Here is a 19,765-nt window from a genome sequence, read left to right as displayed (position 1 = left end):
GGCGAAGCCGTCGTAAACCCTGAGAACGAGATTTTTCTGGTACACCGCAGTGCCTGATTCTGCGACGGCTGCGCCGCCGAACGCAGCCTCGTTCCTTCGGCAGCTGCTACGGATATTTGTTGATGGCCCTTACCAGAGCACCCCAAACCCAACGGTATAGCGGGTTTTGTTAAGGGCATTATCAGACCCGCTGGAGCTGCCTATCAGGTCTTTCTCGGCTTTAAGGTTGAGCGATGCCCATTCGGTCACTTTGTAGCGCAAGCCGATTTCAGAATCGAGACTGTAGTCCGAGGCCCCTTCCAGTGACTTGCCCAACTCACCATTGGTGAAGATCGAGACCGTTTTGCCCAGCAAATAACGGTTGTAATCCCACTTCATGGCCAGCGAGTAGAAGTTGTCTTTCTTGCCGTCAGAATATTCATAGTCGGTGCGGTTCAGTAGTGAACCCAGCGAAAACGCGCCCAGCTCGTCATCCCAAAACTGATAGCCCGGGCCTGTACCTACGGTGCGTTGGCGGGAAATGTCTTCAACCCGGTCGCGGTTATAGGTCAGCCGACCTTGCCAGTACCACTTGTCATCAATGAAGTGATCAAGCGCGTATTCGGCAGTCCAGTTGTCAGCCGTTACGACGTCGTTCTGAAACTCGCGGTTGTATTCGCCTTCAGCGTGATGACGCCAGGCGCCGTGGCGAGCCGTGGTTTTGAAGTCGATATCGTAGTCGTCGGTGTCTTTGTCCGCCCGCTTGTAGTCCAGCGCCACATCAATATTGCCTTTCCAGACCATGTCTTCAATCAGCGGTTTGGGCTTGATGATTTGCTGGATGCTGGCCAACGCAACTGTCTTTGGCGCTTCGCCATTAGCCAGGGTCACGCTGCCATCTTCGGCAGCCAACAACGATTTGGCTTTTTCACCGGTATAAGCATCTTGTTTGACCAGTAGTTCCTGATCACTCTCAAGCGTTTTGACCTGCTTCCAGTCAATCGGGACGGCACCCGCATACTCGGTCTGAATCAGCAATTTGCCGCCATCAAACACCTTGATCTTGCCGGTCAGGCGATCGCCATTTTTCAACCATACCGTATCGGCAAGCAACGGCGTAGACACACTCAAGACAGCAAGGCATAACAGGGTTCTGGACAACATAAGCAGATGCGAAACTCAGGAGTGCGAAAGAATGGCGGCATTATCCCGATGGATACGCCCTTAAGGAACAAAGACCGACTCATTGAGTTGGAGTTCCTTCTATAGTTCAGCCAACAGTACCGATCCAGGCCCCTCTGATCAGAAGTCCGCCGTGAGCATACCAACCGACACCCCGCTAACCCCTGCCGAGATTCGCCGCACGGCACTGTACTCAACCTTGATGCTGGTGCCGGCCGGGCATGTCGTGACCTATGGGCAACTGGCCGAAATGGCAGGCTTGGGCCGGGCGGCGCGCTGGGTGGGACGAACGCTCAGCCAACTCCCCGAAGGCTCGCGCCTGCCGTGGCATCGGGTGCTTGGCGCCGGGGGTCGTATCAGTTTGCCAGCAGGTACGCCGTCGGGTGACGAGCAGCGTGCGCGTTTACGTGCCGAAGGCTTGAGCATTATGAATAATCGCGTGGATATGCGACGTCATGGCTGGCGCCAGATAGAGCACTACGGTTAGAGTGCGCCCTTTGTTTCCGCAACCAGAGGCAGACTCCAGTCCATGCCCCGTAAAACCTGGCGCGAAGCGCTAGCTGCCTATTCCAGCCCCTCAACCCTTGTGCTGTTACTGCTCGGTTTTGCCGCCGGTTTACCGTACATGCTGGTATTTTCAACGCTTTCCGTATGGCTGCGCGAAGCCGGTGTGGCCCGTGAAACCATTGGGTATGCAAGCCTGATCGGACTCGCCTACGCCTTTAAATGGGTGTGGTCTCCGCTGTTGGACCAGTGGCGTTTACCGCTGCTCGGAAAACTTGGCAGGCGTCGCTCGTGGCTGGTGCTGTCACAGACGCTGGTGATCCTGGGCCTGATTGGCATGGGTTTTTGTGATCCACAAAAACATCTTTCCTGGCTGATCGCCATTGCGGTTGTCGTGTCCTTCGCATCAGCGACCCAAGATATTGCCGTAGACGCCTATCGCCTGGAAATCGCCGAAGACAACCGACAGGCCGCGCTCGCCGCCAGTTACATGTCCGGTTATCGCGTGGCCGCCCTGCTGGCCACGGCAGGCGCCCTGTTCTTTGCCGAAGGCTTCGGTTCTACGGGTTTCAACTACAAGCACTCAGCCTGGACCGGCACTTACGTGCTGTTCGGCTTGCTGATGGTACCGGCGCTGCTCACCACCTTGTTCATGCGCGAACCGCCGGTGCCGCTGCGCACCCAACTGTCAGCCGGGCGCTACAGTTTTGGTCACCAACTGGCATCTGTTTTCGTCCTGATCGTGTTGCTGGTTTCAGTTCCGGCCATGTTCACTCAGCTCTACAACACCGATTTTGCAGGCGTGCTGTTTGAAGGCGTCAGCCCGATGAATCTGGTACTCGAAGATCGGGCCTTTTTGCGCGCCATTCTGTACACCCTGCTGACGGTGCTGTGCCTTTCATCGATGGGACGACGCGGGTTGGCCCCGGTTCTTACGCCGGTAAATGACTTCATCCTGCGCTATCGCTGGCAAGCTCTGCTGCTACTCGGCCTGATTGCCACCTATCGGATGTCTGACACGGTCATGGGCGTAATGGCCAACGTGTTTTATATCGACCAAGGCTTCACCAAGGATCAGATTGCCGGTGTCAGCAAGATATTCGGTTTGATCATGACCCTCGTCGGCGCTGGCATGGGCGGCTTGCTGATCGTGCGCTTCGGCATTTTGCCGATCCTGCTGATTGGTGGCGCGACCTCGGCAGGCACCAACCTGCTCTTTATGCTGCTGGCCGACATGGGCCCTAACCTGGAAATGCTGGTTGTCACGATTTCACTCGACAACTTCAGCTCCGGCCTCGCCACCTCTGCGTTCGTGGCCTACCTGTCCAGCCTGACCAACCTCAAATTTTCCGCGACCCAATACGCCCTGCTCAGCTCAATCATGCTGCTGTTGCCACGTTTGATGGGCGGCTACTCGGGCGTCATGGTCGAGAAATTTGGCTATCACAAGTTCTTTATCATCACCGCGTTGATGGGCATCCCGACGTTGCTTCTGATCAGCCTGCACTGGTATCAGGAAAGTCGCCGGGCCCGCCAAAAACCCGTGGTCGACCTCGAAAAACACCCGTAAATACTAGGGGGAGCCCCACTCCCCCGCCTGCCCTGTACGCAAGCACATCTCGCCCGTACAATGGCCCGTTATTACTCGTCTTCAGCAACGGCAACGGCTAACCATGCGCACCAGTCAATATTTGCTCGCCACACAGAAAGAAACGCCTTCCGATGCGGTCGTTATCAGCCATCAGCTGATGCTGCGCGCCGGCATGATTCGCAAACTCGCTTCCGGCCTGTACACCTGGCTGCCCATGGGCCTGCGTATCATGCGCAAGGCTGAAGCCATTGTTCGCGAAGAAATGAACGCTGCAGGCGCTCTGGAAGTGCTGATGCCGAGCATCCAGCCGGCTGAGCTGTGGCAAGAGTCCGGTCGCTGGGAAGAATACGGCGCCGAACTGCTGCGTCTGAAAGATCGTCACGGTCGCGAGTTCTGCGTGGGTCCGACCCACGAAGAAGTCATCACCGACCTGTGCCGCAACGAGCTGAACAGCTACAAGCAGTTGCCGATCAATCTGTACCAGATCCAGACCAAATTCCGTGACGAAACACGCCCGCGCTTCGGTTTGATGCGCGGCCGCGAATTCATCATGAAGGACGCCTACTCGTTCCACGTTGACAACGCTTCGCTGCAGGTCACGTATGACCGCATGCACGAGGCCTACTGCAAGGTGTTCACCCGTCTGGGCCTGAACTTCCGTCCGGTTGAAGCGGACAACGGCTCCATCGGCGGCGCGGGCTCCCACGAGTTCCACGTTCTAGCAGAGTCCGGCGAAGACGACATCGTATTCAGCAATGGCTCCGACTACGCGGCCAACATCGAAAAAGCCGAAGCAGTTCCAGTCGAAACCTCGCGCCCTGCTGCTACCCAAGAGCTGCGCCTGGTCGACACGCCTGACGCCAAGACCATTGCTCAATTGGTAGAAGGCTACGACCTGCCAATCGAAAAAACCGTCAAGACCCTGATCGTTCACGCTGCCGAAGAAGGCAAGCTGATCGCGCTGGTAATCCGCGGCGATCACGAACTGAACGAAATCAAGGCTGGCAACCATCCGCTGGTAGCAAGCCCGCTGACCATGGCTTCTGACGCAGAACTGCGTGACGCCATCGGCGCTGGCGCTGGTTCCTTGGGCCCGCTGAACCTGCCATTGCCGTGCATCATCGATCGTTCGGTCGAGCTGATGAGCGACTTTGGCGTGGGCGCCAACATCGATGACAAGCACTACTTCGGTGTGAACTGGGAACGTGACTTGCCAGTACCAACCGTTGCCGACCTGCGTAACGTGGTCGCCGGCGACCCGAGCCCGGACGGCAAGGGCACGCTGGAAATCAAACGCGGCATCGAAGTCGGTCACATCTTCCAGCTGGGCACAAAGTACAGCGAAGCGATGAAGTGCCAGGTACTGGGCGAAAACGGCAAGCCGGTAACGCTGGCAATGGGTTGCTACGGTATCGGGGTTTCTCGCGTTGTTGCCGCAGCCATCGAGCAGAACAACGACGAGCGCGGCATTATCTGGAGCGATGCTCTGGCTCCGTTCCAGGTGGCACTGGTGCCACTGCGTTACGAAACCGAAGCTGTTCGCGAAGCCACTGACAACCTGTACGCCCAACTGACGGCCGCAGGCTTTGAAGTACTGCTGGACGATCGCGACAAGAAAACCAGCCCGGGCATCAAGTTCGCTGACATGGAACTGATCGGCATCCCGCATCGGATCGTCGTCAGTGATCGCGGTCTCGCCGAAGGCAACCTGGAATACAAGAGCCGCACCGAAGCAGAGCCACAAGCCCTGCCAGTTGCTGATGTACTTGCATTCCTTCAGGCGCGTATCCGTCGCTGAATCCAGATAGAGACGCCATGTTCAATCGAAACACCTTAACCCTCGGGGGCGCCGCCATGTGCGGCGCCCTGCTGTTGAGCGGCTGTGCCAATCACATGTCGCAACGCAGCGAACACGAGGAGCGCATCGAGCGCAAACTGCTCGCCCACAGCCTCCAGATAGATGTCGGCTCACCTTCGGTGCTTGAGCTGCCGCAACGCCGTGTGCGGATCAACGAACAAAAGACCTTTGAGGTCACAGAGTTCGATGTCACCCGGCATTACGACCGCTATACGCCTTACCAGCCGTGGCGCGAGATCTATGAAGTGCCGCTGGGCGCAGTGGCAATTGTCGCGGGGGTGGGTGCCAATGTGCTCAACGTCTTCATGTTCGGCCAACTGCCCGACAGCGTGACCAAAGACTGGATCAACTACGGCTTCGCAGGCATAAACCCGGCCATGAACGTGCAGTCCCATGGCCGCGCCGAGCAGAATCTGGCTGGCATTGACGATATTCAGCGCGATAAGCGTCTGGAGTATTCAAGCTTGCCGTGGGCCGAACGACCGGTTGTGGTCAAGGCCGGCAAACAGAGTCATGAGCTGACCACGGATCGCAACGGTGTGCTGCGCCTCAACCTGCTGGACAGCCCTTTTGCCGAGCAGGACCTCAATCACATCGGCAAACTGACGATCATGGTTGAAGACGCCCAGGACGAAACCCATTCGGATTCGACCCTGTCGATCAGCAGCAGTTTGCGTGGCAAGTTGCTCGAAGCGCACAACCTGATCTACGACGACCTGGAGGGTGACGACGTCAACCAATGGGTACATCGGGTCAAGCGCTTGTCGGAACTGGGGCTGGAAGAGGAAGCCAGTGAACTGGAACAGAGCCTGATCGAACTCACGCGTAACGACCCTGAGCTACAACGTGAATTCCTTCAGTCCCTGACCAAAAATGCCGGGCGACTGGTGGCGGATCCGGGCGTCAGTTGAAGAGCACCGAGGCAGCTGCCGCAGGAACAAGGCTGCTGCTACGAAATTCAGTGTTTACACTCATCTACTAGCGCTTGAACAACTCCAGTTGCTCATGCCCGCTGTTCAAATCCTGCAAGCGCACGCCAAGCCCGAGCAATCGAACGGGCTTGGCGCCGCGTGCAAATGCCTGACTCAACAGCCCCTGATAACTTTCAAGATCACGCCCGGCACCAGACTGCTCCAGGGTGGTTTGGGTGAAGTCGTGGAATTTCACTTTGACGAACGGTTTGCCTGGCCGGTAACTGCTGTCGATACGCGCAATGCGTCGGCTCAGTGTTTCAAGCAACTCCGGGAGCTTTTCCAGGCAGCTCGCCAAGTCTGGCAAGTCGGTATCGTAGGTGTTTTCCACGCTAACCGACTGACGCCGACTATCACTCTGCACCAGACGCTCATCTATTCCTCGGGCCAAACTCCACAACCGCTCACCAAAACTGCCGAATTCACGCACCAAGGCCAGTTTGTTCCAGTCACGCAGCTGTAAGCAGGTCTCGATTCCCAATCGCCCAAGCTTGTCAGCGGTCACCTTGCCCACACCGTGCAGTTTATTAACCGCCAATGCAGATACGAAATCTTCAACTTGATCCGGCGTAATGACGAATAGCCCGTTGGGCTTTCTCCAGTCACTGGCGATCTTGGCCAGAAACTTGTTTGGCGCCACACCGGCCGACACAGTTATATGCAACTGATTGGAGACCCGCCGCCGGATATCCTGAGCAATACGCGTGGCACTGCCGGCAAAGTGCGGGCTGTCAGATACATCAAGGTAGGCCTCGTCCAAGGACAGCGGCTCAATCAACTCGGTGTAATCGCGCAAGATGCCGTGAATTTCTTTGGACGCTTCTTTATAGGCGTCCATTCTGCCGTTGACGATGATCAGGTCCGGACACAGCTTGAGCGCATGCCGCGATGCCATCGCCGAGCGCACACCATAGGCCCGCGCCTCATAGTTACAGGTTGAGATCACACCGCGCCGATCAGCCGAGCCCCCGACGGCCATGGGCTTGTTCGCCAGGCTCGGGTCATCACGCATCTCAATAGCGGCATAGAAACAGTCACAGTCGACGTGGATGATTTTGCGCTGCGTCATGTAAGGCGGTGTTCTTCAAGGGAGTAGGCAATGCTCAGCGCAAGTATGTCACTGCGAACTGTATATAGCACCAGTAGTCTCGATTCTGAGCGACAGACGTGGGAATTTTCGATGATGAATTTGTTTTTTCAATCGAATTGGAAGCATCAATAGAGCTACAGCCCATACAGAACATGGCCTGCAGCCATTTTAATAGCTTAACTTTATAGCTAAGCAGTTGAAGCAGAACGACTTTTTCTAAATTAACGTTTGACAGCCCAGCGTATCGCTGTAGAATCCACCACACAGACGCGGGATGGAGCAGTCTGGTAGCTCGTCGGGCTCATAACCCGAAGGTCGTCGGTTCAAATCCGGCTCCCGCAACCAAACATCGAAAAAGGCTACTCGAAAGAGTGGCCTTTTTTGTGCGCATGTGTTTTGTAGCCCAGTCCTACTTGTTGTAGCAGCTGCCGAAGGAACGAGGCTGCGTTCGGCGGCGTAGTCGTCGTGAATCAGGCGCCCTGGGGTGTCAGGCTTATTGAGTGCTCAGGTTTTACGACGGCTTCGCCGCCGAACGCAGCCTCGTTCCTTCGGCAGCTGCTACAGGCCCGACTAAGGCCTTGTCAGGGCTCCGCCCACAAAAGATTCTGCCCATATCCAAAATTCATGCCTATTTTGATCTTATTTACGGTATTTGTAGATTAAAGGTTGACTCCCCCACCCAGCACTGTAGAGTGCGCTCCACAGACGCGGGATGGAGCAGTCTGGTAGCTCGTCGGGCTCATAACCCGAAGGTCGTCGGTTCAAATCCGGCTCCCGCAACCAAACATAAAAAGGCTGCTCGAAAGAGTGGCCTTTTTTGTGCCTGAGTGTTTTTGCCCTCTGCTGCACATTCAGGGGAAAAGGATTAAAGCCGGGTATTTCAACCGCTTACGACATTTAAGGTTGACACCCCGGCGATCCTCTGTAGAATGCGCCCACACAGACGCGGGATGGAGCAGTCTGGTAGCTCGTCGGGCTCATAACCCGAAGGTCGTCGGTTCAAATCCGGCTCCCGCAACCAAACATCGAAAAAGGCTACTCGAAAGAGTGGCCTTTTTTGTGCGTGCTCGAAAAGTACCCCCAAGTCATGCCTTGTCATGCACGGGACATCTCCACCCGCTAAGCTGAACGACCACAATTACCTTTTTTTCACACCCCGAACCTGAACATCAGGCAAACAGCTGAAAATATTTAGAAATATTTTGACCAAAAGGATTGGTAACTTGAGCCTATGCCTCCATCCTATCGCGCACGATCCACGAGGTGATTGATGCCCGATAACTCGCCAGAACTTAAAGAAGCCGTTACAGCAGCCCACCCGATTGCCGCGACCCGTTTGCGCTGGCTGGATTTGCTGAGCAAGTATCGCCAACCCATTGGCCTCGCACTCACTCTTCTGCTGTTTGCGATAGCGCTGATTGCTTGTCGCCACCTGCTCAGCGAACTTGACCTGTACGCTCTGCACGACTCGATTCTGGAAGTCCCCAAGCCCGCCCTCCTCGGCGCCGTGGCTGCAACTGCAGTGGGCTTCCTGATTCTGCTCGGCTATGAGTGGTCCGCCAGCCGTTATGCAGGGGTCAAGCTGCCACCTAAAACCTTGGCCCTGGGTGGTTTCACGGCCTTTGCCATTGGCAATGCCATCGGTTTGTCGCTGCTCTCCGGCGGCTCGGTGCGCTATCGCCTGTATGCACGTCATGGCGTCGGCGCATCCGAAGTCGCCCATATGTCGCTGTTCGCCAGCCTGTCGCTGGGCTGTGCCCTACCGCCCCTGGCCGCACTGGCGACGCTGAGCAATTTGCCCGCCGCTTCTGCCGCCCTGCATATCCCTGCCTATATATTGGGGGCGATAGCTTTTGCGGTTCTGGCACTGTTTGCCTTGTTGGCGCTGGGTATTTATCGCCGACGCCTGCCCGAGCAACCTATCCCGGACAACCTGCTGGTCAAGGCCGGACGTCGTACATTGCGCCTGCCAAGCCCGCGCCTGACGTTCCTGCAACTGGTAATTACTGCGCTGGACGTTGCCGCCGCGGCCACGGTGCTGTACTTACTATTGCCCGAAGCACCGCCTTTCGGCGCATTTATGCTGGTGTACCTGCTGGCACTGGCTGCCGGCGTGCTCAGCCATGTGCCTGGCGGGGTCGGGGTTTTTGAAGCGATCTTGCTGGCAGCCTTTGCCGACAAGCTCGGCGCGGCCCCCCTGGCTGCCGCGCTGCTGCTGTATCGCATGATCTATGTGATCCTGCCGCTCCTGATCGCCTGCCTGATGCTGCTGATGAACGAAGCTCAGCGCCTGATTCACACCCGGCAAAGCCTGCGGGTTGCCTCAGGCCTCGCGGCTCCGGTGCTGGCGATTCTGGTGTTTATGTCCGGCGTGGTGTTGCTGTTTTCCGGCGCCACACCCGAGATCGACACACGCCTTGAACACATCGGCTTTCTGATCCCTCATCGCCTGATTGATGCCTCGCACTTTGGCGCCAGCCTGGTCGGCGTGCTTTGCTTGCTATTGGCACAAGGCCTGCGTCGACGCCTGTCAGCCGCCTGGATGCTGACCACGATCTTGCTACTGGTCGGCGCCGTGCTTTCCCTGCTGAAAGGCTTTGACTGGGAGGAAGCCACGGTCCTGGTGCTGACCGCCAGCCTGCTGGGCTTGTTCCGCCGCTCGTTCTACCGCCCGAGCCGCCTGACCGAGCTGCCGTTTTCGCCGCTGTATCTGGTGGCCAGCGTTTGCGTACTAGGCGCCTCGATCTGGCTGCTGCTGTTCGCTTATCAGGACGTTCCTTACAGCCATCAACTGTGGTGGCAGTTTACCCTCGACTCTGATGCCCCACGGGGTCTGCGCTCGTTGCTGGGTGCAGCAGTGCTGCTGGTAGTCGTCTCGCTGACCTGGCTGTTGCGCACCGCACGTCCGGTGATCCACCTGCCCGATGCCGCCGAGCTGGAAAAAGCCGGAAAAATCATCCTCGCCTCCGACCAACCCGATGGCGGCCTGGCGCTGACCGGCGACAAGGCCCTGCTGTTCCACCCGGATGACAACGCCTTCCTGATGTACGCCCGTAGAGGGCGCAGCCTGGTGGCGCTATACGATCCGATCGGGCCGGCGCAACAGCGTGCCGAGTTGATCTGGCAGTTTCGCGACCTGTGCGACACCGTCCATGCCCGCCCCGTGTTCTATCAGGTACGCGCCGAGAACCTGCCGTTCTATATGGACATCGGCCTGACCGCAATCAAGCTCGGCGAAGAAGCCAGGGTCGACTTGCACCGCTTTGATCTCGAAGCCAAAGGCAAAGAGATGAAAGACCTGCGTTACACCTGGAACCGTGGCACCCGTGACGGCCTGTCACTGGAGATCCACGAGCCAGGTGAAGCTCCGATGGATGAGCTGAAGGTCATTTCGGATGCCTGGCTTACCGGCAAGAATGTGCGTGAAAAAGGCTTCTCGCTGGGACGCTTCAGCGAGGAATACATCAAGCACTTTCGCGTGGCGATTATTCGCTTTGAAGGCAAACCGGTGGCCTTCGCCAACCTGCTTGAGACTCACAGCCACGAGCTGTCGAGCCTCGACCTGATGCGCGCCCACCCCGATGCCCCAAAGCTGACCATGGAGTTCATGATGGTCGGCCTGATTCAGCATTATAAAAAGCATGGATACGCACGTTTCAGCCTGGGGATGGTACCTCTGTCCGGCTTGCAACCGCGTCGTGGCGCACCCTTGACCCAGCGTTTGGGGTCGATGTTGTTCCAGCGCGGCGAGCACCTGTACAACTTCCAGGGTTTGCGTCGCTTTAAAGACAAATTCCAGCCCGACTGGGAACCTCGTTATATGGCCGTGCCCGCCGGACTTGATCCGCTGGTCGCGCTGGCTGATACCGCCGCCCTGATTGCAGGCGGCTTGACTGGATTGGTGAAACGTTAATGAAACATCGTTCCTGGCGGTTTTTGTTGCTTGCCTTGATAGTTCTGGTCGCGCTTGCAGCAGGCGGCTATTGGTTCTGGAATCGCCCTGCGCCAGAACCTGTGATCGAACACCTGAACCAGGCTGATGGTTCGACACTGACCAAAGTCACTCCCGGTCAAAAGGCCCAGGCTCAGGTAGTGATCGCCACTCCCGCCGAAGAAGCGCTAAACGACAAGCAATTATTGGCCTTGAGCCGTGGTGGCAAAGCGCAATTGGTGCAAGTGATCCTGCCCAAGGACGATTGCACGCTGCAGCAGCAAGCGCTGCAAACCGCGCTGCAACAACTCAAGGGCCCGGCGACATTGGTCAGCGGTATCGGCCCTGGAGCTACCTTGGCCTGGCGCTGGCTGGCTGAGCAAACCAACGACAAGGCCAAGGCTGTGTCGGTAGGTTTCAAGCTTGAAGAGCCCGGCTGCGCCCTGCCCGTCCCAAAAGCGGCTGCCCACGGTAGCTGGCTGGTCGCTTGGAACGATAACCCTGACGATCCTAGTGCTGCTTTCGTACGTGATCAGCCTAACGCTCAGACCAGCATCAGCGACTACGACATTCACTACCCGCAGGTACTGAGCAACGAGTTGCGCAAAATCCTGGTGGGCGATGAAAACGGCGGCCTGAGCATGCCGGTGGTTGAAGTCCCTGCTGGCCAGCAGAACAGCACCGTGACCCTGTTCCTGTCCGGTGACGGCGGCTGGCGTGACCTGGATCGCGACGTGGCCGGTGAAATGGCCAAGATCGGTTATCCGGTCGTCGGCATCGACATGCTGCGTTACTACTGGCAGCACAAGACCCCCGAACAAAGCGCCACCGACCTGACCGAGCTGATGCAGCACTACCGTCAGAAATGGGGCACCCAGCGTTTTGTACTGGTCGGCTACTCGTTTGGCGCAGACGTACTGCCTGCCACCTACAACCGCTTGCCGGAAGCCGAGCAAAAGCGGGTCGACGCGATCATGTTGCTGGCTTTTGCCCGCAGTGGCAGCTTTGAGATCCACGTCGATGGCTGGCTCGGCAAAGCTGGCGCAGAGGCTGATACCGGTGAAGAAATGTCCAAGCTGCCCGCCAGCAAAGTGGTGTGCATCTATGGCGCAGAAGAGGTCGATGAAAGTGGCTGTACCGCCAAGACAGCCGTCGGCGAAAGCCTGAAGCTGCCCGGCGGGCACCACTTCGATGAAAACTATCCGGCCCTGGCCCAGCGCCTGGTGGACCTGATCAAGAAGCATCAGGCCACTGCCGAGTAAGCAGTACCCTCACCCCACCCCTCTCCCGGAAGGCGAGGGGTGGGGGGATATTTCAGAATCCCTGCAGCCTGATGGTACTGAGTTGAATCCTGCATCAGCTCGGTCAGTCCCCTCTCCTTCCGGGAGAGGGTTAGGGGCCTTTGCCAGCGACCCTACATCTCGACCTGAGTACCCAGCTCAATCACCCGATTGACCGGCAGCTTGAAGAACCGCAGGTTGCCGTTGGCGTTCTTGAGCATGAAGGCGAACAACCCTTCGCGCCAGCGCGCCATACCTACCAGCTTGGAGGCGATCACCGTTTCCCGACTGAGGAAATAAGTGGTGCGCATCGGACTGAAATCCAGATCATCCAGATGGCACAACTTCAACGCCTCAGGAACATCCGGCTCATCCATAAAGCCGAAGTGCAGGATCACCCGGAAGAACCCGTCACCATAGGCATCCACCTCAAAACGCCGCGAGGTGGGCACCCGGGGTGAGTCTTCGTTGACCACAGTGAGCAACACCACCTGCTCGTGCAATACCTGGTTATGCAGCAGGTTGTGCAACAGGGCATGGGGCACGGCGTCCGGACGAGCTGTCAGGAACACCGCAGTACCCTGTACGCGATGCGGCGGCTGTACTCGAATGCTGCTGATAAACAGCGGCAGCGGCAACGCGTTTTCATCAAGTCGGTCCACCAGCAGCTGCTTGCCGCGCCGCCAGGTGGTCATCAGGATAAACAGCACGATCCCCGCCAATACCGGGAATGCCCCGCCCTGAAAGATTTTCGGGACGTTGGCAATAAAGAACAGCCCGTCTACCAGCAGAAAGCCGATCAATACCGGCACAGCCAGAACAGGCGGCCATTTCCACAGCAGTAACATGACCGCCGACACCAGAATGCTGGTAATCAGCATGGTCCCGGTTACTGCTACCCCGTAGGCAGAAGCCAGGGCACCCGAGGACTCAAAGCCCAGCACCAGCAAAATAACCCCGACCATCAGCGACCAGTTCACCGCACCAATGTAAATCTGCCCCTGCTCGGCGCTGGAGGTGTGCTGGATATGCATACGCGGGATGTAACCGAGCTGGATCGCCTGATGGGTCAGGGAGAAAGCCCCTGAAATCACCGCTTGGGAAGCAATCACCGTCGCCAGCGTGGCCAGTCCCACCAAAGGAATCAGCGCCCAGGCGGGGGCCAGCAGGTAGAACGGGTTACGGGCCGCGTCCGGGTTTTCCAACAGCAAGGCGCCCTGACCGAAGTAGTTAAGCACCAGCGCTGGCAAGACCAAGATGAACCAGGCCCGGGCAATCGGCTTGCGCCCAAAGTGCCCCATGTCGGCATACAGCGCCTCAGCACCCGTCAACGCCAGCACTACGGCGCCCAAAATGGCCACGCCCATACCCGGATGAGAAACAAAGAAACGCACGCCCCACACCGGGTTCAACGCATTGAGCACTTCCGGGTGCTGCATGATGCCGTTGACTCCCAGCCCCCCCAGCACCACAAACCACACCACCATGACCGGCCCGAACAGCTTGCCGATACTGGCCGTACCATGGCGTTGAATCAAAAACAGCAGGACCAGCACAATCAAGGCCAACGGCACGACCCAACGTTCCAGCCCATCAAATGCCAGTTCAAGCCCTTCCACGGCCGACAGCACCGAGATCGCCGGGGTGATCATGCTGTCGCCATAAAACAGCGCAGCCCCGATCAATCCCAGAATCACCAGCACCGAACGCAGCCTGGGATAGGGCGAAGCGGCCCGGCGCGCCAACGCAGTCAGGGCCATGATTCCGCCCTCGCCTTCGTTGTCGGCGCGCAGAATAAACAGCACGTACTTGATCGAGACCACCCAGATCAACGACCACAGGATCAGTGCCAAAATACCGAACACACCATCATGGTTGACTTGCACCCCATACCCACCGGAAAACACCTCTTTAAGGGTGTACAGGGGGCTAGTACCGATATCGCCATACACCACACCGACCGCTGCAACCAGCATCCCTATCGGCTTGGCCTTTGAGTGACCGTCTTCTGCCGCCTGACTACTTGCCTGCCCCATCAACCACCCCTACGACCATGGACCGCGTTTCTTAATGGTTTGCGCTACATTTGATCAGCAGCATGCGCTGATTTTCTGACTCTGGCCCTCGAAATATGGGTGATTAAAAACCCTATTTTCGCGACGGCGCGCAGCATAGCGCAGCACTCGTCGTAAATCCCCGTATAACGCTGGTCAAGTGCGTTGACCATAGCTAAAATTGCGCACTTTTTTTGATCAGAGGCGCACAAGAGTCTGTTACCGCTTGGTTGATAACCTCAACAAAGCGCCAACAGGCCCAAAGCGCCCGCTCGTCGTGCAGCCTTTACGGGCATGTAACGTCACTACATACCGAGGTTCGCCATGTCCACCGTTACCACGCCAGCCGCCCCAAAGGTCGGCTTCGTCTCCCTGGGTTGCCCAAAAGCTCTGGTCGACTCCGAGCGCATCCTTACGCAGCTGCGTATGGAAGGCTACGACGTCGTCTCCACCTACCAGGACGCTGACGTCGTGGTAGTCAACACCTGCGGCTTCATCGACAGCGCCAAAGCGGAATCGCTGGAAGTGATTGGTGAAGCTATCAAGGAAAACGGCAAGGTCATCGTGACTGGCTGCATGGGCGTGGAAGAAAGCGCCATCCGCAAGGTTCACCCGAGCGTGCTCGCCGTCACCGGCCCGCAGCAGTATGAGCAAGTGGTCAACGCCGTTCACGATGCCGTACCGCCTAACTTGAACCACAACCCGCTGATCGATCTGGTGCCACCACAAGGCGTCAAGCTGACACCGCGTCACTATGCGTACCTGAAGATATCCGAAGGCTGTAACCATAGCTGCAGCTTCTGCATCATCCCGTCGATGCGCGGCAAGCTGGTCAGCCGTCCGGTTGGCGACGTCCTCGACGAGGCTCAGCGCCTGGTCAAGGCTGGCGTGAAAGAGCTGCTGGTTATCTCTCAGGACACCAGCGCCTACGGCGTTGACGTGAAGTACCGCACCGGCTTCTGGAACGGCGCGCCGGTCAAGACCCGCATGACTGAACTGTGCGAAGCCCTGAGTTCGCTGGGCGTATGGGTGCGTCTGCATTACGTCTACCCGTACCCACACGTTGACGAGCTGATCCCGTTGATGGCGGCCGGCAAGATCCTGCCGTACCTGGACATCCCGTTCCAGCACGCCAGCCCGAAAGTGCTCAAGGCCATGAAACGCCCGGCGTTTGAAGACAAGACCCTGGCCCGAATCAAGAACTGGCGCGTTATCTGCCCGGACCTGATCATCCGTTCGACCTTTATCGTCGGCTTCCCGGGCGAAACTGAAGAAGACTTCCAGTACCTGCTCGACTGGCTGACCGAAGCACAGCTCGATCGTGTGGGTTGCTTCCAGTACTCACCAGTTGAAGGCGCACCCGCCAACCTGCTGGACGCGGCCATCGTGCCGGACGACGTCAAGCAGGATCGCTGGGACCGCTTCATGGCCCATCAACAGGCCATCAGCGCCGCACGCCTGCAGATGAAAATCGGCAAGGAAATCGAAGTCCTGATCGACGAAGTCGACGAGCAAGGCGCTGTTGGCCGCTGCTTCTTCGACGCTCCGGAAATCGACGGCAACGTGTTTATCGCCACCGAGCAAGACATCAAGCCGGGCGACAAGATCATGTGCCGCGTCACCGACGCCGACGAGTATGACTTGTGGGCTGAAGTGATCTAAACCGCGACAGCCTCGCAAAAAGCCCTGCCGCCTTCGCGTCAGGGCTTTTTTTACGACTATTGTTAGCCCATCGCTTCCATCATCAGTGTCAGGAGACACACACGATGCAACAACACTGGGTCGTCCATACGCCACGCCTTGCGGACTTCGAAGAACTCACCAACGTTTGGGAAGCATCGGTACGCGCCACCCATGATTTTTTGCCCGACAGCTATATTCATCTGCTGCGCGCCCTGGTCAAAGACCAATACCTGGACGCCGTGATGCTGATTTGCTGCAAGGACCCGACCAGCAAACGCATCTGTGGCTTTGCCGGCATAGCGGCAGGCAAGGTTGAAATGCTGTTTATCCACCCTGATTACCGAGGACAAGGCATTGGCAAGGTCCTGCTCAGGTTCGCCATCGACGAACTGAACGCCGAACGGCTCGACGTCAATGAGCAAAACCCGCAAGCCATTGGTTTTTACCTCAAACAGGGTTTTGAGGTGATTGGACGCGGCGAAAAAGACGGCCTGGGGCAGCCTTATCCACTGCTGCACCTGCGGTATAAACGCCCAGCACGCGCATAAGGCAAATGTTGCCGGGCTTAACCGGCGCCAGGCGGGTACAATAGCCGCCCAATTCCTTTACGGCCCCTGTCATGTCTGAACCGATACGTCTCTCCAAACGCCTCATCGAACTCGTCGGCTGCTCCCGCCGTGAGGCCGAACTGTTCATTGAAGGTGGCTGGGTCACGGTAGATGGCGAAGTCATCGACGAGCCGCAATTCAAGGTCGACAACCAAAAAGTCGAGCTGGACCCTGAAGCCAAGGCCACCGCGCCCGAACCTGTGACCATTTTGCTGAACGCCCCGGCGGGCCTTGATGCCGATAGCGCCATGGCGTTGATCGGCCCGGATTCTCTGAGCGATGAGCACCGTTTCGGCAAACGCCCGCTCAAGGGGCACTTCCTGCGCCTGAGCATGGGCAACGAACTGCAGGCCAACGCCAGCGGTCTGCTGGTGTTCACCCAGGACTGGAAAATCGTGCGCAAGCTGACTGCCGATGCTAACAAGATCGAGCAGGAATACGTGGTTGAAGTCTCTGGCGAGATGGCACCCCACGGCTTGAACCGTCTCAATCACGGTATGACCTACAAGGGTCGCGAGCTGCCTGCGGTCAAAGCCAGCTGGCAGAGTGAAAACCGCCTACGCTTTGCGATGAAGAATCCGCAGCCGGGCGTTATTGCACTGTTCTGTCAGGCCGTCGGCCTTACCGTTATCTCGATCCGCCGTATTCGTATTGGCGGTGTGTCGATGGGCAAGCTGCCCGTTGGCCAATGGCGCTATATGAGCGCCAAAGAAAAGTTCTAAAAACAGAACTACCCCGCACATTTAGACACCGCAGCAATGCCTGCGGTGCTCACTGCTGAATATCAGGATTGCCCACATGATTCATAACGACGTACTGCGCAGCGTGCGCTACATGCTCGACATCAGCGACAACAAGGTTGTCGAAATCATCAAGCTTGGTGGCCTGGACGTGACCAAGGAAGACGTTCTGACCTACCTGAAAAAAGATGAAGAAGAAGGTTTTGTCCGTTGCCCGGACGAAGTGATGGCGCACTTCCTTGATGGCCTGGTGGTCTTCAAGCGTGGCAAGGACGAAAGCCGTGCGCCGATGCCTGTTGAACTGCCGGTGACCAACAACATCATCCTGAAAAAACTGCGTGTAGCCTTCGAACTCAAGGAAGACGACATGCACGCCATCCTCAAGGCAGCCGGTTTTCCGGTGTCCAAGCCTGAGCTAAGCGCCTTGTTCCGCAAATTCGGCCACACCAACTACCGCACCTGTGGCGACCAGTTGCTGCGCAACTTCCTGAAGGGTCTGACCCTGCGCGTTCGCGACTGAGTTACCGTTGCACTGACAAAGCCTTTGTAGCCGCTGCCGCAGGCTGCGACAAGATCTGAAAGATCTTCAAGGCCTTATAGACAGGGGCCGCTGCGCTGCCCATCGCAGCTTGCGGCAGCGGCTACAAGGTTTCCGTAAATGTCCTACACCGTCTCTCCCATCGGCTTTGTGCGCTCCTGTTTCAAGGAGAAATTCGCCATCCCGCGCCAGCCACAACTGGCCCCGGCTGCCCGTGGCGTGCTGGAATTGGTCGCGCCATTCGATCAGGGCGATGCGGTGCAAGGTCTGGAGCAGGTTAGCCATGTCTGGTTGCTGTTTGTGTTCCACCAGGCGCTGGAAGACAAACCCCGCCTCAAGGTGCGTCCACCGCGCCTGGGTGGCAACAAGTCCATGGGGGTGTTTGCCACCCGTGCGACCCATCGCCCGAATGGCATCGGCCAGTCCGTGGTCAAGCTGGACAAGGTTGAAGCCAATCGCCTGTGGATTTCCGGAATCGACCTACTCGACGGCACACCGATTCTCGATATCAAGCCGTATGTGCCTTACGCAGACATCATCACCGAAGCCAGCAATGGCATGGCCAGTGCTGCACCGGTATTGATTCCTGTGCACTGGGCTGACACCGCCCTACAACAGGCACATACACAAGCCATGCGCCTCCAGGAGCCGCTGGTGGAGCTGATCGAGCAGTGCCTGGCGCAAGACCCGCGCCCAGCCTACCAAACGCCTACAGCCGAACGAGAGTACGGCGCACAGTTCTGGGATCTGGACGTGCGCTGGCATTACCCCGAGCCTGGCGTGATCCGTGTGCTGGAAGTGATTCCCAAGAAGTAACCTGAAACGCAATGTGGGAGCGAGCCTGCTCGCGATTGTGAAATGCCAGTCACTGTAAAGGTGACTGACAGACCGTAATCGCGAGCAGGCTCGCTCCCACATTTTTTGATCCGCGTTTGTTACTTCTCGACGAAGGCACGCTCGATCAGGTAATCACCCGGCTCACGCATCCGCGGCGAAACTTTCAGACCGAAGCTGTTAAGCACTTCGCTGGTTTCGTCGAGCATGCTCGGGCTGCCGCACAACATGGCGCGGTCGTCCTGCGGGTTGATCGGTGGCAGACCGATGTCGCTGAACAGCTTGCCGCTGCGCATCAGGTCGGTCAGACGGCCTTCGTTTTCGAATGGCTCGCGGGTAACAGTTGGGTAGTAGATCAGCTTGTCACGCAGCGCTTCGCCGAAAAACTCGTTCTGCGGCAGGTGTTCGGTAATGAATTCACGGTAAGCGACTTCATTGACGTAACGCACGCCGTGGCACAGGATCACTTTTTCGAAACGCTCGTAGGTTTCCGGATCCTGGATCACGCTCATAAATGGCGCCAAGCCAGTACCGGTGCTGAGCAGGTACAGATGTTTGCCCGGCTTCAAGTCGTCCAGCACCAGCGTACCCGTAGGCTTTTTGCTGATGATGATCTCGTCGCCTTCTTTCAAGTGCTGCAACTGGGAGGTCAGCGGGCCGTCCGGCACCTTGATGCTGAAGAACTCCAGATGCTCTTCCCAGTTAGGGCTGGCGATCGAGTAGGCACGCATAAGCGGACGGCCATTGGGCTGTTGCAGGCCGATCATCACGAACTGACCGTTCTCGAAGCGCAAGCCCGGGTCACGGGTGCACTTGAAGCTGAACAGGGTGTCGTTCCAGTGATGAACACTGAGGACACGTTCGTGGTTCATGTTGCTCATGTACGGGGCTCCTAAATTCGCCTGCGCTGACTATGGGCGCG

At 57.6% G+C, this 19,765-nt stretch carries 15 protein-coding genes and 3 tRNA genes; 14 read left to right on the top strand and 4 right to left on the bottom strand.

The window, feature by feature from the left end; all coding sequences use genetic code 11:
• Nucleotides 1-129: 129 nt before the first annotated feature.
• Entirely contained in the window at nt 130-1,143 is a 1,014-nt protein-coding gene (locus tag N7D90_RS05415) for a DUF481 domain-containing protein (protein ID WP_261741210.1), read from the bottom strand.
• Nucleotides 1,144-1,294: 151 nt separating this feature from the next.
• Here N7D90_RS05415 and N7D90_RS05410 point away from each other — a divergent pair, with 151 nt between their 5' ends.
• From N7D90_RS05410 to N7D90_RS05395, 4 genes are all read left to right on the top strand, one after another.
• Entirely contained in the window at nt 1,295-1,648 is a 354-nt protein-coding gene (locus tag N7D90_RS05410; protein WP_261741209.1) for an MGMT family protein, read from the top strand.
• Between the two features lie 42 nt (nt 1,649-1,690).
• Nucleotides 1,691-3,235 carry an AmpG family muropeptide MFS transporter gene (locus N7D90_RS05405; protein ID WP_261741208.1) on the top strand — a complete coding sequence of 515 codons (1,545 nt, stop codon included), beginning with the start codon at nt 1,691-1,693 and terminating at the stop codon, nt 3,233-3,235.
• Between the two features lie 103 nt (nt 3,236-3,338).
• Nucleotides 3,339-5,054, top strand: a complete 1,716-nt coding sequence (locus N7D90_RS05400) for a proline--tRNA ligase (RefSeq protein ID WP_261741207.1) — start codon at nt 3,339-3,341, stop codon at nt 5,052-5,054.
• A gap of 17 nt (nt 5,055-5,071) precedes the next feature.
• A complete protein-coding gene (locus tag N7D90_RS05395) occupies nt 5,072-6,025 on the top strand; it encodes a hypothetical protein (protein ID WP_261741206.1) in 954 nt (317 codons plus the stop codon).
• 67 nt (nt 6,026-6,092) lie between these two features.
• Here the strand turns inward: N7D90_RS05395 and dinB are convergent, their stop codons facing one another.
• Entirely contained in the window at nt 6,093-7,154 is a 1,062-nt protein-coding gene (gene dinB / locus N7D90_RS05390) for a DNA polymerase IV (protein ID WP_261741205.1), read from the bottom strand.
• 289 nt (nt 7,155-7,443) lie between these two features.
• On the opposite strand from dinB, the gene N7D90_RS05385 reads away from it, so the two are divergent.
• The 5 genes from N7D90_RS05385 to N7D90_RS05365 all read left to right on the top strand — a co-directional run bounded on the left by N7D90_RS05385 (nt 7,444) and on the right by N7D90_RS05365 (nt 12,368).
• Nucleotides 7,444-7,520: transfer RNA gene (locus N7D90_RS05385), tRNA-Met, on the top strand.
• Between the two features lie 361 nt (nt 7,521-7,881).
• A tRNA-Met gene (locus tag N7D90_RS05380) sits at nt 7,882-7,958 on the top strand.
• A 161-nt stretch (nt 7,959-8,119) separates the two neighbouring features.
• Nucleotides 8,120-8,196 (top strand) — tRNA-Met (locus tag N7D90_RS05375).
• Between the two features lie 249 nt (nt 8,197-8,445).
• The gene (gene mprF / locus N7D90_RS05370; RefSeq protein ID WP_261741204.1) at nt 8,446-11,088 is read left to right on the top strand and encodes a bifunctional lysylphosphatidylglycerol flippase/synthetase MprF; all 2,643 of its coding nucleotides are present in this window, start codon (nt 8,446-8,448) and stop codon (nt 11,086-11,088) included.
• Nucleotides 11,088-12,368: a virulence factor family protein gene (locus N7D90_RS05365; protein WP_261741203.1), complete on the top strand. Its 1,281-nt coding sequence runs from the start codon at nt 11,088-11,090 to the stop codon at nt 12,366-12,368. Before mprF ends, N7D90_RS05365 begins: the two co-directional genes overlap by 1 nt.
• Before the next feature lie 152 nt (nt 12,369-12,520).
• On the opposite strand, the gene N7D90_RS05360 is transcribed toward N7D90_RS05365, so the two are convergent.
• Entirely contained in the window at nt 12,521-14,422 is a 1,902-nt protein-coding gene (locus N7D90_RS05360) for a potassium transporter Kup (protein WP_261741202.1), read from the bottom strand.
• Nucleotides 14,423-14,764: 342 nt separating this feature from the next.
• Between N7D90_RS05360 and rimO the strand changes: the two genes are divergently transcribed.
• The 5 genes from rimO to tsaA all read left to right on the top strand — a co-directional run bounded on the left by rimO (nt 14,765) and on the right by tsaA (nt 18,825).
• Nucleotides 14,765-16,102: a 30S ribosomal protein S12 methylthiotransferase RimO gene (gene rimO, locus N7D90_RS05355; protein ID WP_261741201.1), complete on the top strand. Its 1,338-nt coding sequence runs from the start codon at nt 14,765-14,767 to the stop codon at nt 16,100-16,102.
• Nucleotides 16,103-16,206: 104 nt separating this feature from the next.
• Nucleotides 16,207-16,671, top strand: coding sequence for a GNAT family N-acetyltransferase (locus N7D90_RS05350; protein ID WP_261741200.1), 465 nt, complete (start codon nt 16,207-16,209; stop codon nt 16,669-16,671).
• 71 nt (nt 16,672-16,742) lie between these two features.
• A complete protein-coding gene (locus tag N7D90_RS05345; protein ID WP_261741199.1) occupies nt 16,743-17,453 on the top strand; it encodes an rRNA pseudouridine synthase in 711 nt (236 codons plus the stop codon).
• A gap of 76 nt (nt 17,454-17,529) precedes the next feature.
• Nucleotides 17,530-17,991 carry a DUF1456 family protein gene (locus N7D90_RS05340; RefSeq protein ID WP_261741198.1) on the top strand — a complete coding sequence of 154 codons (462 nt, stop codon included), beginning with the start codon at nt 17,530-17,532 and terminating at the stop codon, nt 17,989-17,991.
• Nucleotides 17,992-18,129: 138 nt separating this feature from the next.
• Complete coding sequence (tsaA, locus tag N7D90_RS05335; protein ID WP_261741197.1) at nt 18,130-18,825, top strand: tRNA (N6-threonylcarbamoyladenosine(37)-N6)-methyltransferase TrmO; 696 nt, start codon at nt 18,130-18,132, stop codon at nt 18,823-18,825.
• Nucleotides 18,826-18,944: 119 nt separating this feature from the next.
• Here tsaA and fpr read toward each other — a convergent pair whose 3' ends face one another.
• Nucleotides 18,945-19,724 carry a ferredoxin-NADP reductase gene (gene fpr / locus N7D90_RS05330; protein WP_003443014.1) on the bottom strand — a complete coding sequence of 260 codons (780 nt, stop codon included), beginning with the start codon at nt 19,722-19,724 and terminating at the stop codon, nt 18,945-18,947.
• Nucleotides 19,725-19,765 lie beyond the last annotated feature (41 nt).

It is taken from the genome of Pseudomonas fragi, from assembly GCF_025426255.1.
GTDB lineage: Bacteria > Pseudomonadota > Gammaproteobacteria > Pseudomonadales > Pseudomonadaceae > Aquipseudomonas > Aquipseudomonas kulmbachensis.
The sequence above is the reverse complement of the archived record's forward strand: the minus strand, read 5'-3'. Positions and strand labels throughout refer to the sequence as shown.

Bases quoted from the DNA above. Each gene is read 5' to 3' on its own strand.
- N7D90_RS05415 (WP_261741210.1), bottom strand. From the start codon at position 1,143: ATGTTGTCCAGAACCCTGTTATGCCTTGCTGTCTTGAGTGTGTCTACG.
- N7D90_RS05405 (WP_261741208.1), top strand. From the start codon at position 1,691: ATGCCCCGTAAAACCTGGCGCGAAGCGCTAGCTGCCTATTCCAGCCCC.
- N7D90_RS05400 (WP_261741207.1), top strand. From the start codon at position 3,339: ATGCGCACCAGTCAATATTTGCTCGCCACACAGAAAGAAACGCCTTCC.
- N7D90_RS05395 (WP_261741206.1), top strand. From the start codon at position 5,072: ATGTTCAATCGAAACACCTTAACCCTCGGGGGCGCCGCCATGTGCGGC.
- dinB (WP_261741205.1), bottom strand. From the start codon at position 7,154: ATGACGCAGCGCAAAATCATCCACGTCGACTGTGACTGTTTCTATGCC.
- mprF (WP_261741204.1), top strand. From the start codon at position 8,446: ATGCCCGATAACTCGCCAGAACTTAAAGAAGCCGTTACAGCAGCCCAC.
- N7D90_RS05365 (WP_261741203.1), top strand. From the start codon at position 11,088: ATGAAACATCGTTCCTGGCGGTTTTTGTTGCTTGCCTTGATAGTTCTG.
- N7D90_RS05360 (WP_261741202.1), bottom strand. From the start codon at position 14,422: ATGGGGCAGGCAAGTAGTCAGGCGGCAGAAGACGGTCACTCAAAGGCC.
- rimO (WP_261741201.1), top strand. From the start codon at position 14,765: ATGTCCACCGTTACCACGCCAGCCGCCCCAAAGGTCGGCTTCGTCTCC.
- N7D90_RS05350 (WP_261741200.1), top strand. From the start codon at position 16,207: ATGCAACAACACTGGGTCGTCCATACGCCACGCCTTGCGGACTTCGAA.
- N7D90_RS05345 (WP_261741199.1), top strand. From the start codon at position 16,743: ATGTCTGAACCGATACGTCTCTCCAAACGCCTCATCGAACTCGTCGGC.
- N7D90_RS05340 (WP_261741198.1), top strand. From the start codon at position 17,530: ATGATTCATAACGACGTACTGCGCAGCGTGCGCTACATGCTCGACATC.
- tsaA (WP_261741197.1), top strand. From the start codon at position 18,130: ATGTCCTACACCGTCTCTCCCATCGGCTTTGTGCGCTCCTGTTTCAAG.
- fpr (WP_003443014.1), bottom strand. From the start codon at position 19,724: ATGAGCAACATGAACCACGAACGTGTCCTCAGTGTTCATCACTGGAAC.